The sequence below is a fragment of the Acinetobacter sp. WCHA55 genome (assembly GCF_002165305.2).
GTDB lineage: Bacteria > Pseudomonadota > Gammaproteobacteria > Pseudomonadales > Moraxellaceae > Acinetobacter.
In genome coordinates, this window is record NZ_CP032286.1 from 2,628,160 (window position 1) to 2,642,645 (window position 14,486).

Genomic DNA, 14,486 nt, shown 5'->3' on the forward strand with positions numbered 1-14,486 from the left:
TTTTAATCCTGATGTAACGGTAATCGTATGCGAATTAAGGTACCTTGACCATCTGTTCCAGTAAAAGCTTCAATACTGCCCATATGTGCACCAATAATGGCTTTGACAATAGCCAGTCCTAAACCTGTTCCCGTTTTACCACGATCACCACGCTGCATGGTGTAGAACATATCAAAGATTTGCTCGCGTTCATCTTCGGGAATGCCAATTCCCTGATCGATAATGTCAATTTGCAGAAATTCTTCTTGTTGCTGAATCTTTATTTCAATTGGAACATTCTCTGGTGAGAATTTGGCAGCATTTTCCAAGACATTAAAAATGGCTTGTTCAATCAAAGCAGGATGCACATACAATTGCGGAAGTTCTTCCGCCAAAGCAACTTCGATTTTCACCTCAGGCTGATAGCGTTTAAGCCGTTGAGTTGCAGAGCCAATCAGCTCATCTGCACCAATCCAAGCACGACTTAAAGTCAAACCCTGATGACCTAGTCGCGTCATGTCCAACAGGTTTTGAATATAACGATCCAGTCGTTCGCCTTCAATGTGAATAGTGTCTAATAATTCATGCCGATCGCTTTCAGGCATCTGTTCGCCATAGTATTTGAGCGTATCTGCTGAACCAATCATCGCAGCTAAGGGTGACCGTAAATCATGCGATACCGAAGAAAGCAAAGCTGAACGTAGCTTTTCCGTTTCAGCCACTACTCTAGAATTCTCTAACTGTAAAGACAGTTGTACCCGAGCAACAGTTTGTGCAATATCTTCAATCATCAACTCAGTTAAACGTTGCAATTCAAAACTGATGGTCTGAGCATTTTGATGAAAGCGAATCGCAATCACCCCATATTCTTTCACTAAATTCAGTGGAATAAACCACCATTCAGAATTGGTCAGTGTATTGGTAAAGCGTCCACAAGGTTTCGCATTCTTTTGTGTCCAATCTGCGGCAATTTGATCTTTTTCATTTAAAGCAGAAACATCACCTAAAGACTGATTTTCAACTTTTAACCAAACCGTGGCATTTAATGAGGCTTCTAAATGTTGTTTGGCGACATTTAACACCTGTTCAATATCCACACAGGTCGATAGTTTTCTTTCCAATTCTTGCAACTGTAACGAGACTGAATTTGCAGCACGTAAACTCAAGACCTGCGCACGTAATTGGTTGGCTAAACGCCCGACCAGTAAGGCTGAAACGATAAATGTGATAATTGTAATCACGCCTCGTTCAGCACTAATCATAAAGGTAAATCGAGGTTCGATAAAAAAATAGTTGTAGAGTAAAAAACAGATGAATACGCTGATAATCGTGATCAACATGCGGGCGCGTATCGCAACCAGTAATACGGTCACAATAAAAATTAAGGCTAAATCACTATATCCAATAAAATGATCACTGATTACTGCCACAATCAGTCCCAGTAATACAATGATAATACTTTCGACTACTTCACGTTGATTAAACGCCAAACCTTGTTCCAGCCAAGATGAATGAGCCACATCTTTCTGCAAACGCTTTTCATTATTTTGGGCTTTTAAAGGCTGAACAAAGGTGATTTCAAAAGGATGCTGTTTCTCTAACAGTTGATCGGCAATATGATCTGAAAATAGACGCTGCCATAGCGATTTTTGAGGGCTCTTGCCAAGCAAAATATTCGATGCACCATAATCATAAGCTGCCTGTAAAATGGTCGATGCAATATGATTGCTATAGAGTAAATAAGTGTCTGCACCGAGCTTACGTGCTAGATTAAAAGCCTTCGTCACTGCAAAGGCTTGAGTCGTTTCAACCTTACTTTTTTGAATCGAAATGACGCTCCACGTTGCATTGCGCCTTTCAGCAATCCGATGGGCACGGCGTACCAAATCTTCAGAGAATTCAGAACCATCTATGGCCAACATGACATGATTTTGAATCGGAATAATCTGCCCTTGCGCAACAAATTTTTCTCGATAATCAATATCGACCCGCCCTGCAACAGTTTGAATTGCCAAATCGCGTAACGCTGTCAAATTTGCAGCTTTAAAAAAACCTTGCAATGCATGGGGGGCAACATCGGCGAAATAAATCTTGCCATGATTCATCCGTTCTAATAATTCAGGAACAGGTAAATCAACCAATCGAATATCTTTCAAACGTTTCAGTAATGCATCGGGGACAGTTTCAGTTACCCGAATCCCCGTAATTTGAAAAACCACATCATTCAAACTTTCCAAATGCTGAATATTTAAGGTGCTATAGACATCAATGCCTGCATCCAACAACTCATTGACATCTTGCCAACGATATTCATGCCGACTATTGGGTACATTCCGATGGGCAAGTTCATCAACAAGCACAATTTGAGGCTTTAATTTAAGAATTTGGTCGAGATCCATCTCGTCCAACATTCGGCCCTGATATTCCACAGACTTTCTTGGAATAACATTGAGCCCTTGAATCAAAGCTTCGGTGTCAGATCGACCGTGAGTTTCCACCACACCGACCACCACATACTGCCCTTGTTGCATCAGTTCATGCGCTCGGGTCAGCATGGCATAGGTTTTCCCGACTCCAGGTGCTGCACCCAAGAAAATGGTCAAACGTCCAGATTGTTCACGTTGACTATGTGCCAACCATGCATCTGCTTTGTTATTACGGTCGATCTGCATAAGGTCTGCTCTATCAACGTGTAGTCGATGACAATTGATCTAAGGCTAAATTTAACTGCAACACATTCACTCGCGCTTGCCCATAGATACCGAATTGTGCAGGCTGAATTTGTTGTTGTACCAAATCACGAACTTGCTGCTCAGGCAAATGATGTTGCTGTGCTACACGTTTCACCTGTAATAAAGCACTTTCAGGTGAAATATCTGGGTCAATCCCGCTTCCTGAAGCCGTCACCATCTCATTTGGCACTTGTTGCTCTGAAATCTGATTATTCTGGGCGAATTGCACTGTTCTTTCCTTAATTTGTTTTTGTAAATCAGGATTGGAAACCGCCAAATTACTGCCCGCCATGCCATCTACACTGTAACTTACCGCACTCGGTCGTCCATGGAAATATTGTTCACTAACAAAGTTTTGTCCTACCAAACTTGAACCAATAATTTTACCATTCAGTTCAATGACACTACCATTGGCTTGTTTGGGAAAGATCAACTGTGCAATCGAGACACTTGCTGTAGCGTACAACATGCCTGCAATGAAAAAACCAACCACGATCAAACCAAAACTCGGACGTAGGACTGAATGTCCTTGATTAGATAATGCCAAGTCCTGTTGATTCAATTGCTCATGATTCAATAAAGTATTCATTTCTCACTCCTAAATCCATATTGACACAACAAGGTCAATCAGCTTGATCACAATAAACGGAAAGATCACACCACCTACACCGTAAATCAGCATATTACGGCGTAACAATTGCAGCGCACTGGCAGGTTTGAATTGAACGCCTTTGAGTGCCAATGGAATCAACATTGGAATAATCAAAGCATTAAAGATCAAAGCGGAAATCACGGCACTGCTTGAACTACTAAGCTGTAAAATATTCAGTACCCCAAGTTGTGGAATCGCCACGGCAAACAAGGCAGGTAAAATCACAAAATACTTAGATACGTCATTTGCCAACGAAAAAGTAGTTAATGCTCCACGAGTAATCAATTGCTGCTTACCAATTTCAACCACATCTAGCAATTTGGTTGGATCAGAATCCAAATCCACCATATTGCCAGCTTCTTTGGCAGCTTGCGTGCCCGAATTCATGGCTAAACCAATATCCGCCTGCGCTAAGGCTGGTGCATCGTTAGTGCCATCACCCACCATTGCGACTAATTTTCCTGCTGCCTGCTCGTTACGAATACAAGCTAATTTGTCCTCAGGTTTGGCTTCTGCAATATAATCATCCACCCCTGCTTCAGCCGCAATTGCAGCCGCAGTCAATGGATTGTCTCCCGTGACCATAATGGTTTTAATGCCCATCTCACGTAATAGTGCAAAGCGTTCTTTAATCCCTTGTTTAATTACATCCGAGAGTTCAATCACGCCTAAAATATTATGATTCGAAGCCACCACAAGCGGTGTCGCACCTTTAGAAGCGACTTGCTCTACACGAGTTTTAAGTTCAATGTTGTCTTTGATTTCTTGATGGGTAAAGTTAAGAATCGCGTCCACAGCACCTTTACGAATCGTTTGTCCAGTTGCTAGATTTACTCCTGAAAGACGAGTTGAGGCACTAAATTGAATGAACTCAGCATCTTTCGGCTCTTGGATACTTTCACCTAATTCTTTCCCAAGGCTGATGACCGACTTACCTTCAGGGGTTGGATCAGCAAAAGAAGTGAGCATTGCTGCTTGACGTAATTCGGTTGGGGTTACACCTGCCAATGGATAAAAAGCGGTGGCTTGGCGGTCTCCATAGGTGATCGTGCCAGTTTTGTCCAACAGCAATACATCAATATCACCTGCAACTTCAACGGCTTTACCTGATTTGGCTAAGACATTGGCTTTTAAAGCACGGTTCATCCCTGCAATCCCAATGGCAGGCAGCAAGCCCCCAATTGTGGTTGGAATCAAACACACCAACAGTGCAATCAATAAGACCATAGTGACTTTGATCCCGACCATTGAACCAATAACAGGTAAGGTCAGCACAACCACAATAAAAGTGATAGTCATAATATTGAGTAGAATACTCAATGCGATCTCATTCGGTGTCTTTTGACGGTTAGCACCTTCCACCAAGGCAATCATACGATCTAAAAAGCTATGCCCTGCCTCATTACTGACCCGAATAATAATTTCATCTGACAAGACCTTAGTACCACCAATCACACCTGAACGGTCAGTATTGGCTTCACGTAGTACGGGTGCAGACTCACCTGTAACAGCTGATTCATTGATGGTTGCAAAACCCTGAATAATCTCGCCATCCGCAGGAACAATTTCACCTGCTTTTACGATGATGAGATCATCCTTTTTAAGTAGATTTGCAGAAATCGTATTCGGTACAGCATTTAAATCGAGAATCCGATTTGCGGTTAAATTTTCACGTGCCTGACGTAATGATGCTGCTTGTCCACGTCCTTTGGCTTCTGCAACCGCCTCAGCATAATTGGCAAATAAGACCGTGACCAATAAAATCAAGCTCAGGACTAAACCAAAACCTAAACTCGCATTTCCCATTAAAGTGGCAACAAGGGTTAAAACGGTTCCCACCCAGACACATGCCATCACTGGATTTTTAAACGCGTGTTGAGGGAGCAATTTATGGAAAGTTTGCTGAATAATTTCTTTATTCAAGATATCCATCTGTTGTGTCGCATTTGAATGTTTCATTGTGCTTGCTCCACGCTTAAACTTTTATCGACAAATAGTCAGCAATTGGCCCAATCACCAACACTGGCATGAATTGCAACAAGGTCAGAATCAGTACAATCCCGATTAAAGTCAGGGCAAAGGTTAGAGATTCGATCTGTAAAGAACCTTTGCTTTCGGCTGCTTGGGGTTTGGTTGCTAAACTCACTGCGATCAAAACTGGAATAATCAACACGCTATAACGCCCTGCCAATAAAGCCATACTGGCACTCAGATTCCACCATAAAGTGTTATCGCCTAAGCCTTCAAAACCAGAGCCATTATTGGCGTAGGCAGAGACATACTCATAAAACACTTGGCTAATACCATGAAACGCTGGATTGGAATTCCCTGTAATGGATGGAAATGCTATGGCAATCGCCGTCAGACCAAGAATTACCACGGGTTGTAATAAAATCACGAAGGCCAATAACTTAATTTCAGTCACTTCAACTTTTCGCCCAAATAATTCAGGGGTACGCCCTGTCATCAAACCTGCGATAAATACTGCTAAAAATAGATAAATAAAAAACTGTAATAGCCCACAGCCTATGCCGCCCCAAATGGCATTAATCAGCATATTGCACAGTTCAACCAATCCCGTTAGTGGTGAAGCTGAGTCATGCATCATGTTGACTGAACCATTGTTCACTTGTGTGGTGAGACTTGCCCAAAGTGTCGATGTATCCGCACCAAAACGTACTTCTTTGCCTTCCATCAAAGCGATATTAGGAACCAAAGATGATTTTTCAGCCCAGAAAGCCAAAGAGGTGGAAATCAATGACATCAACAACATACTGCCAAAAATCATCCACATCAGTTTTTTGCGTTGGATAAAGCGTCCAACCATGAACACCGCAGAAAGTGGAATCAGTAAAATCGCAATCATCTCAATCACATTCGACAATGGTGTTGGATTCTCTAAGGGCACAGTACTGTTTGGGCCATACCAACCACCACCATTACTCCCCAGTTGTTTAATTGCCACCATCGGTGCAACTGGACCCAGTGGAATATGTTGAGTTTTGACTTCTGTGCTTTGCTCTAAAACTTGCGCTGTTGGACCGGCTGATAATGTTGCAGGAACACCTTGAAAAGTGAGCAGTAAAGAAAAAAGTAAACCAAGTGGAATAAAGAATCTAAATAAGGGTCGGATGATATCCATCCAGTAATTACCTAGATTAATATGGTTCCAATTCTTTTGATCTGAATCTTCCGCTTGACGTGATTGCAGGAATAAAGCCCTTAACATGGCGACTAATAAAGCAAGTCCCATAATTGGCGACAAATATTGCAAGCCAACGATCACCGTCATTTGCGATAGATAAGACAGTTGCGCTTGCCCTGAATAATGCTGTTGATTGGTATTGGTCAGAAATGAAATAGTGGTATGTAAAGCCAAATCCCAATTCATATTTGGAATATGATCAGGATTCAATGGTAGCCATGCCTGTGTCATTAAAATAGTGACACTCGCTACTAACAACAAGATATTACTGAGTACAAAAGCACCTAGATATTGCCGCCAGTTCATCCCACTGCGCTTGACACCGAGCACAACGTAGATGGGTTGTTCAATCCACTTAAAAAAGCGGTCACTCTTCATTGGTTTGGCTTGCATCACATCCGCAAGATAAGTACCTAGCGGATAAGCCAACAGCAATGAAAAGACAAATATAGTAATAAATTCCCACATAGCAAAAGCCATTTAAAATAGGTCAGCATTAGTATGGAAATTGAAGGCGTAAATTCTCTATATTCAAAAATGCGGATGGCGTAAATTTTGCGTAAATTATTTTATTTCAAATTTAATGAGCATCTTTTTCTTATCATTCTTTCAACGTCTTTAGTTTCGATGACAACTCAGCCACAAGCGAAGCTATAATTTTAGGATATTTGTCTTTGGACATATCATTCAACGGTCTTCATCATTTTCTTCATTCAGAAAACATCCGCCACGACCGTAAATACGCATACAACACATGAATACTCTATCCATCCCAAGAGCGATGACATAAAAAAACTAAATAACTTACTCCTCCCCATTTCAAAGTTGCACGAAATGCCTTAAAACAGATTTCAATTTTTAATTATTAACTTTTTTATTTATGCACAACTTGGAATTAATTAAAGCCTTATTCTTAGGGCTGATCGAAGGATTAACAGAATTTCTACCGATTTCCAGTACTGGGCATTTGATACTTTTTGGTCATCTCATTGATTTCCAATCCGATGCGGGACGTGCATTTGAAGTCGTAATTCAGCTTGGTGCGATTTTAGCTGTTTGCTGGCTGTATCGACACAAAATTATTGAACTGGTTCGAGGCTTTTTTTCTGGTGACCAACACGCGCGACGTTTTGCCATCAATGTCATCTTGGCCTTCATTCCTGCAGTGGTCATTGGTGTTCTAGCGGTTGATTTTATTAAACAAGTGCTATTTAGCCCCATTGTAGTCGCATGTGCGCTGATTATCGGAGGACTAATTATTTTTGCAGTAGAAGCTCGAAAAATTGAACCTAAAACCATCGAAGCAACGGATATTACCATCAAACAGGCCATTATCGTTGGCTTTGCACAATGCGTCGCAATGATTCCTGGCACTTCGCGTTCAGGTGCAACCATCATTGGTGGTATGTTATCAGGGCTTTCTCGTAAAGCAGCCACGGAGTTTTCTTTCTTTTTAGCCATGCCGACTATGCTCGGTGCAGCAACCTATGACCTCATTCGTAATGCGAGTGTTCTGACCTCCGATAATTTACTGAATATTTCTGTTGGCTTTATCGCAGCCTTTATTGCGGCGTTGCTCGTTGTAAAATCTTTAGTTAAATTTGTAGAAAAACACACGTTAAGAGTGTTTGCTTGGTATCGCGTCGTTTTAGGTGTGATTTTATTAATTGTATTTTTATAATTGAAATGTTCAAAATAGCGTCATAGTTAGAAGTCATTTTCTTAGTCTTTTAAGATTTTTTACTTCAAACTATGATAGGCACTATATTATAATTTTTAATATAACATCCTCCATCATCACTGTTTCTATAATTATTAGGATTTTGGAGCAGATATTTACTGATGCTATTTATCTCCCGCCTTATTCAATACATTTATCTATTAAGTATCTTAGACTGAATTAAAAACCAATTTGTAGCGATTAAAATTCCAGTTAAATCAATACCCAGCATACATCACTAGAAGGAGACTTAATAAATTGCTTAAAATTCAATTAATTTTTATTTTATAAATAAAAGTCAATAGCTTTCAAACGGCTTTGTTGCACAAAGCTGTTCTTAAGGGCTTCTTCAGCAATATAATTTCCAAATGAAGAAGCCTACACACAAAATCTACCGCACAACCAATTGGCCCGCATATAACCGAGCTCTCATTAATCGTGGGAATATTGCCATTTGGTTCGATCCAAAAACACAATGGTATGCAGAACCTCAAGGCAAACAAGGTCGAAGTCAAACCTACTCCGACATAGCGATTCAATGCTGTTTGATGATCAAATCTCTATTTAGACTTACTTTACGCATGGTCACTGGCTTTGTTCAAAGCTTAATTAAACTTTGTGGATTAGATTGGACAGCACCAGATTACAGTACGCTTTGTAGAAGACAAAAGCATATTGATATTGCAATTAGTTATCAGAAAAACAGTGATGGGCTTCATCTACTCGTAGACTCTACTGGCTTAAAGTTTTTGGGCGAAGGTGAATGGAAACGTAAAAAGCATCAGTCTGAATATCGTCGCCAATGGTGTAAACTTCATATTGGTATAGATGCTAGAACCCTGCAAATACGAGCCGTTCAGCTCACGACCAACAATGTAAGTGATTCACAGGTGCTTGGGGATTTACTCAATCAGATTCCATTGGATGAGCAGATTGACTCCGTATATACCGATGGCGCTTATGACACCAAGCAATGCCGACAGGTCATTGCAGATCGGCAAGCACATGCAGTGATTCCACCTAGAAAAAATGCCAAGCCTTGGAAAGATAAAAAAGTTCATTCGCTAGAGCGAAATGAATTACTTCGCACTGTTAAACGTTTAGGCAGGACACTATGGAAAAAATGGTCGGGCTACCATCAGCGAAGTCTGGTTGAAACCAAGATGCACTGCATCAAATTATTAGGCGATAAACTCAGTGCTAGGAACTTTCAAAGCCAAGTCAACGAGGTACATGCTCGTATAGCCATTTTAAATAGATTTACAGAATTAGGCCGACCTCATACCCAAGTTGTCACTTAAATTTGAGCAACTTAGGAAAGCTCTATCTTTAAGGGCTTTATGCAACAAAGCCCTTTCAAACTAATATAATAATTTTACATCCTTTTTACACAATTTATTTACAATGCTTTATGTAATAATTTAAATGAAAATTAACAGTTATTTACATCATTACACTTCTTAAAAGTAATTTTAATGCAAAAGAATTGGCTCGTAAGAACAAATCAAACCATCACCTTCATTCCTATGCTGATTGCCCTTTTTATAGGAATCGTTGGATATGAATGGTTACGTACTGAGCTTGTAGGGAGCTGGGTACTTTTGATTGCTTTTATTTTACTGGGTCGATTTTTGAATTTAATTCAAGCAATGATTCTGAGTGTTTTTATTTTTATAGTCTTCTTTATTTATATTTTGTTTGATATTCAAGTCAATACCATCGACACCAATACAAAGTTATTGCAGCTTTTCGTTTTCCCTGTAGCACCTATGCTATTGAGTATTTATTATGAAATGATGTCGACCAATCGACAGACCAATAACTTACTTGATACGTACCGTAAGAATTTAACATATAGAACCCTTCCTATTAGTACCTATCAATATACGCATGATCAAGTGCAGCTCATGTTAAATCAAGGTCTTATTCCTCATTACAATGAAATTCATATAGAAATTACAAACCATAATCTATTAAGAGATATGTTGCAGGTTGATGAGCTGAAACACCTACAGCAGAAAATTATCAATGTGTTAGAGAGTAATTTTGAAGCTCCACATTTTTCTTTTACAGATACGCGACTTTCAATTCTCCATGTCATTATGATTGCCGATCAAAACTCTGTGACATCTAAGCAGTTGATTGAAAGAATCAAGCAGATTGAACTCATCAAAACGAAAATCACCCATCATTCACATCTCAAAGGGCAAACTTCTTTTTCAGAGGAAAGCCTATGAGTAGTATGATTTTCGCCTGCGGATTATTGATTTCAGTCCATACGCAGCCCGATCTAATCCTTTCTTCTTTTTATCAGAAGTATTACCACTGCCGTTTGGAAAAGGTCTCTTCAACCCAGCAAAAGGCAATCTCTGATTATCATCAAATTCCTGAACATTTTTCAGCCACTAAAAAATTATGGCCTGTTTTTACAGTTGATCAGCTTAATTCTGAAAGCTATAAAAACATGAAGAGCCAAGGAATTAAATCTGGTTTACTTATTCCTCAAGATTTTATGAGACCCGCCATTTATTTTCAGGTCAAACAGGAGGTTTCTGAAGGAGCAATCCCTCTACTCGATCTGAGTAATATTGAACCGCAGCACTTCCCAGGTCTAGCAACATTGGCAACCAGTGCAGGCTTGCGTCCTATGGGGGCCTATATTCAAGAAGGCTGGAACCCGAACTTGAAAGTCTTACCGCGTGGTTTATATGTTGTTCAGGCGAATCCTGATCAACTCCCCTTACCTGCACGGCGTATCCAATCAGGTCAACAGCTATTTTATACCGCTTACGCTCACTCACCTTTTAATGGGACTGGAATTGTTTTAAACCCGCAGCTCAGCCTTGCAGAAAGTGATATTGCATATCCTGACTTGGGAATTTCTTGGGATTTTTTAAATTTGCATTTTAGTAGCCAGCAAGACCAGATCCACACCAGTCGAATTGGATATGTATTACTTTCAGCTGGTTTAGTGATTTTACCTTTTCATCTTGTGCTCTCTACTCATTACCCAGGATTACTAAGTTTTTGGGGTACGTCTACCTCTTGGGTATCTGTATTTATAATCATTATTTTAATGCTCATTCTTCTCTCTACTATGCTATGGAGGAGGTTTAAAAAATCATGAGCACTATCGATATTCTTTTTATTATCGGATTTATTGGGATCTGGATTCCTCAAGCTTTTTGGGCTTGGCTTAGCTTTTCTGCTTGGCGCTACTCTATTCGAGCCAGCAAAGAACTGGCCAACCTCCCAGTACCTCCGCGCTGGCCTATGCTGAGCGTTTTGATTCCTGCTTATAATGAGGGACTGGTTATTGAGGATACCTTACGTGCATTAGCCACACAGGACTATCCTGCTGAAAGCTATGAGGTACTCCTAATTAATGATGCATCCAAAGATGATACACAGGAAATTGCGGATCGCATGGCTGCCGAGTTTCCTGTCATTCGTGTAGTTAATGTCCCTAAAGGCCAAGGTGGTAAGGGAAAATCTAGAACATTAAATAACGGCCTCAAGTATGCTCAAGGCGAGCTGATTGCTGTTTATGATGCAGATAGTACACCTGAGCCCGATTGTGTGCGTTTGATTGCGCAAACCCTATTGGCAGATGCCAGCCTTGTCGCTGTGAATGGAAAAGTACGCACTCGTAACTGGAAAGACAGTCCTCTCAGCACCTTTATTGCAATTGAATTTATTTATTTTCAATGGATTTTTCAGGGCGGACGCTGGTTACGCTTCCGACTATCTACTTTAATGGGTACCAATTATGTCATCTGGCGAGACGCATTGGATATTTTAGGTGGCTTTGATGAGAAATCTCTAGTTGATGATACAGAAATGAGTTACCGAATTTTTTTAGGTCACAAGCGAATTAAATGGGTACCTTATGCCGTGGGTTGGCAGCAAGATCCTGGGGACCTAGGTATTTTCATCAAACAACGCTCTAGATGGACTCAAGGTAACTTCTATGTAACACGGAAATATTTAAGAACAGCTATTCGACACCCTTTTCCAATTGGGATGGAAATCGGGAATAATATTATGTGCTACATCATGTTTGTTCCAGCCCTGTTCTTAAGTCACTTAACCATGATCATTGGCTTATTGGGTATTGATGGTACTACCATTCCAGGCCCATTCACCCTACTGTTCATTCTGGCCTTTATCCTTTATTTAATACAAATTTGGTTCACACTTAGCCTTGAAAAAGAAGTACCGAAAAGATTTTATTTCTATGCTTTTATTGCCTATTTCACTTATTCACAAGTCTTTCTGCTGATTGTTTTCAAAGCCGCTTGGGATATGCTGAAAGGAAAAATTAAAGGTGAAGGAATTACTTGGTACAAGACAGAACGGAAGAAGGAAAAAAAATGACCTTGCAGATAAAAACAGCTCCTTTTACATTAATGTCATCACTCCTATTTCTTGCATGTAGCACACATGTCCATGCAGATACATGGAAGCTAGATGATTTAATCTCACAGAATATTGAGCAAAGTACCCCTTATTTCTTTTATGTAGCCAAAGGGGAAAGCTGGCAAAATGTCCTGTTCAATAGCCAGTTTAATGTACAGGGTAACAGTACAGTGATTGTGCGCTATGACAATCAGCTCATCCATCAGCAGAACTTAAGTGGTAAAGGTACATTAAGTTTCAATCTTCAACCCTCCCAAAGTGGCTTCCATCGGCTCGATATTAGTATTTTACAAAAGCCCTCTACTGAAGGACAAAGCACTGAAAATATGTGCTTAGAATCTAGTAATCTCTATACAGCACTCACCCAGGCAAGTCTGAGCTATCAACCACAACGTGAAACCCTACAGCTCAATCAACTACCAGATGCATTGTTTAATAGCCAGCTCAACCGCGCAGAACCTATACAGGCATTACTGCGCTTTGATACTACAAATTTCATGGAAGCTAGCATGATTGGCCGACTCACCACGGCTTGGAACTTTGCTACACCCATACAATGGAAACTGACTGAAAATACAGAAGCCGAACCCGACTTCATTATCAGCATTCAGCGTTCAACCAAATCCCTACAGAATGCACAAATTAGTTTGAGTCAGGCAAGCCAAACACCCACTTTAAATATTGAATATGAGACAGAACCACAGTTGCTGATGGCTATCAATGCTCTGCTCAACCGCCAATATCTAGAACAGCTCAATACCCCAACAGCATCATTAAATGGCCCCGTTGCAAGACCTACATGGGCCAGTTTACGTAAATTCGAAAGCTTAGCTGATTTAGGTATTTCAGATTTTAAGCTCGATAATTCTCCTAAAAATTTTTCAGTAATCTTTCCAGCTGTTTGGGAAGCAACAGATATTTTAAATGGGCAACTTAGCTTTCGTTCTCAAAGTGGACTATTACAAGGATCTACTTTACAAGTCTGGCTAAATGATAGCTTAGCGGGGAGTACCAGCCTAGCTAAGCTAGATTCAAGTCCAGTAGAACGTCAGTTTGACTTTATAAGTGCTGACTATCCTTACACCAACAGCTTCAACATGATGGTTAGCAATACCCAGTTAAATAACAATTACTGCCTACCAAATGCAGGAAATGCCTTATGGATAGATACGAAAAAATCAAAGCTGAATCTCCCGCATCAGATGAAAAAAGGTGTAATCACGCTTTCTAGCACGTTTAGCAGTACCCCTGAAATTGCGGTCAATACTCCAGCAGCAACTCCAATCGCTATTAGCTTGGCGCAAGTTGCCAAGAAAATGCTACTGAGTAATGACCCCATCGGTTTAAATATCACGCCACTCAGTTTAAATGCACCGAAAGCCATTAATATCCAGCTTGATGCTCAACGTTATCAATCCGAATTGCAAAAATATGGCCAAACGCTCTATTTACCAACCACAGAAAATGGTGGCCTGATTACAGTCAAAAATGGAAACTTCTGGATCTATAGTGATAATAACTTGGGAGCAGAAAATTTTGCACGATTCTGGCCCGAAATTCAGCAGAAAATACCCAACAATACCACGGCATTATTTATTTCTGCACAAGGGCAAATCACTGTTTTGAATCAAAACATAGTTGAAAAAGCCAAACCGCCGATTATTGAGCAGATTTCTTTACAGACTATTGCTATTATCTTAGGTGTTCTGATTGTTTTAATTATCAGCCTACTCATCTGGCGCAGAAACCGTAAAGCGCAGAAGTCTAAAGAAGAATAAA

10 protein-coding genes are annotated in these 14,486 nt (G+C 40.3%); 6 read left to right on the forward strand and 4 right to left on the reverse strand.

Features of this window, described 5'->3' with window-relative positions:
• Nucleotides 1-2: 2 nt before the first annotated feature.
• Genes CDG62_RS15455 through kdpA form a run of 4 tightly spaced genes read right to left on the reverse strand, consistent with a single transcriptional unit; the run spans nt 3 to nt 7,036 of the window.
• Nucleotides 3-2,651, reverse strand: a complete 2,649-nt coding sequence (locus CDG62_RS15455) for a sensor histidine kinase (protein WP_087528191.1) — start codon at nt 2,649-2,651, stop codon at nt 3-5.
• A gap of 13 nt (nt 2,652-2,664) precedes the next feature.
• Complete coding sequence (gene kdpC / locus CDG62_RS15460; RefSeq protein ID WP_087528192.1) at nt 2,665-3,300, reverse strand: potassium-transporting ATPase subunit KdpC; 636 nt, start codon at nt 3,298-3,300, stop codon at nt 2,665-2,667.
• A gap of 9 nt (nt 3,301-3,309) precedes the next feature.
• Complete coding sequence (gene kdpB, locus CDG62_RS15465; RefSeq protein ID WP_087528193.1) at nt 3,310-5,322, reverse strand: potassium-transporting ATPase subunit KdpB; 2,013 nt, start codon at nt 5,320-5,322, stop codon at nt 3,310-3,312.
• A 16-nt stretch (nt 5,323-5,338) separates the two neighbouring features.
• On the reverse strand, nt 5,339-7,036 hold the full coding sequence (gene kdpA, locus CDG62_RS15470) for a potassium-transporting ATPase subunit KdpA (protein WP_087528194.1): 1,698 nt from the start codon (nt 7,034-7,036) through the stop codon (nt 5,339-5,341).
• Between the two features lie 412 nt (nt 7,037-7,448).
• Between kdpA and CDG62_RS15475 the strand changes: the two genes are divergently transcribed.
• The 6 genes from CDG62_RS15475 (at nt 7,449) to CDG62_RS15500 (ending at nt 14,485) form a co-directional block, all read left to right on the forward strand.
• Nucleotides 7,449-8,249 carry an undecaprenyl-diphosphate phosphatase gene (locus CDG62_RS15475; protein WP_087528195.1) on the forward strand — a complete coding sequence of 267 codons (801 nt, stop codon included), beginning with the start codon at nt 7,449-7,451 and terminating at the stop codon, nt 8,247-8,249.
• Between the two features lie 407 nt (nt 8,250-8,656).
• Nucleotides 8,657-9,589 carry an IS5 family transposase gene (locus tag CDG62_RS15480; RefSeq protein WP_087528927.1) on the forward strand — a complete coding sequence of 311 codons (933 nt, stop codon included), beginning with the start codon at nt 8,657-8,659 and terminating at the stop codon, nt 9,587-9,589.
• Between the two features lie 174 nt (nt 9,590-9,763).
• Nucleotides 9,764-10,525 carry a hypothetical protein gene (locus tag CDG62_RS15485; protein ID WP_087528858.1) on the forward strand — a complete coding sequence of 254 codons (762 nt, stop codon included), beginning with the start codon at nt 9,764-9,766 and terminating at the stop codon, nt 10,523-10,525.
• Nucleotides 10,522-11,415, forward strand: a complete 894-nt coding sequence (locus tag CDG62_RS15490; RefSeq protein WP_087528859.1) for a hypothetical protein — start codon at nt 10,522-10,524, stop codon at nt 11,413-11,415. The genes CDG62_RS15485 and CDG62_RS15490 overlap by 4 nt, the downstream gene beginning before the upstream one ends.
• A complete protein-coding gene (locus tag CDG62_RS15495; RefSeq protein WP_087528860.1) occupies nt 11,412-12,665 on the forward strand; it encodes a glycosyltransferase family 2 protein in 1,254 nt (417 codons plus the stop codon). Before CDG62_RS15490 ends, CDG62_RS15495 begins: the two co-directional genes overlap by 4 nt.
• Nucleotides 12,662-14,485 carry a hypothetical protein gene (locus tag CDG62_RS15500; protein ID WP_087528861.1) on the forward strand — a complete coding sequence of 608 codons (1,824 nt, stop codon included), beginning with the start codon at nt 12,662-12,664 and terminating at the stop codon, nt 14,483-14,485. The genes CDG62_RS15495 and CDG62_RS15500 overlap by 4 nt, the downstream gene beginning before the upstream one ends.
• Nucleotide 14,486 lies beyond the last annotated feature (1 nt).

Coding starts and splice junctions, on each gene's coding strand:
- kdpC (WP_087528192.1), bottom strand. CDS start 3,300: ATGAATACTTTATTGAATCATGAGCAATTGAATCAACAGGACTTGGCA.
- CDG62_RS15495 (WP_087528860.1), top strand. CDS start 11,412: ATGAGCACTATCGATATTCTTTTTATTATCGGATTTATTGGGATCTGG.
- CDG62_RS15490 (WP_087528859.1), top strand. CDS start 10,522: ATGAGTAGTATGATTTTCGCCTGCGGATTATTGATTTCAGTCCATACG.
- CDG62_RS15480 (WP_087528927.1), top strand. CDS start 8,657: ATGAAGAAGCCTACACACAAAATCTACCGCACAACCAATTGGCCCGCA.
- CDG62_RS15485 (WP_087528858.1), top strand. CDS start 9,764: ATGCAAAAGAATTGGCTCGTAAGAACAAATCAAACCATCACCTTCATT.
- CDG62_RS15475 (WP_087528195.1), top strand. CDS start 7,449: ATGCACAACTTGGAATTAATTAAAGCCTTATTCTTAGGGCTGATCGAA.
- kdpB (WP_087528193.1), bottom strand. CDS start 5,322: ATGAAACATTCAAATGCGACACAACAGATGGATATCTTGAATAAAGAA.
- CDG62_RS15455 (WP_087528191.1), bottom strand. CDS start 2,651: ATGCAGATCGACCGTAATAACAAAGCAGATGCATGGTTGGCACATAGT.
- CDG62_RS15500 (WP_087528861.1), top strand. CDS start 12,662: ATGACCTTGCAGATAAAAACAGCTCCTTTTACATTAATGTCATCACTC.
- kdpA (WP_087528194.1), bottom strand. CDS start 7,036: ATGTGGGAATTTATTACTATATTTGTCTTTTCATTGCTGTTGGCTTAT.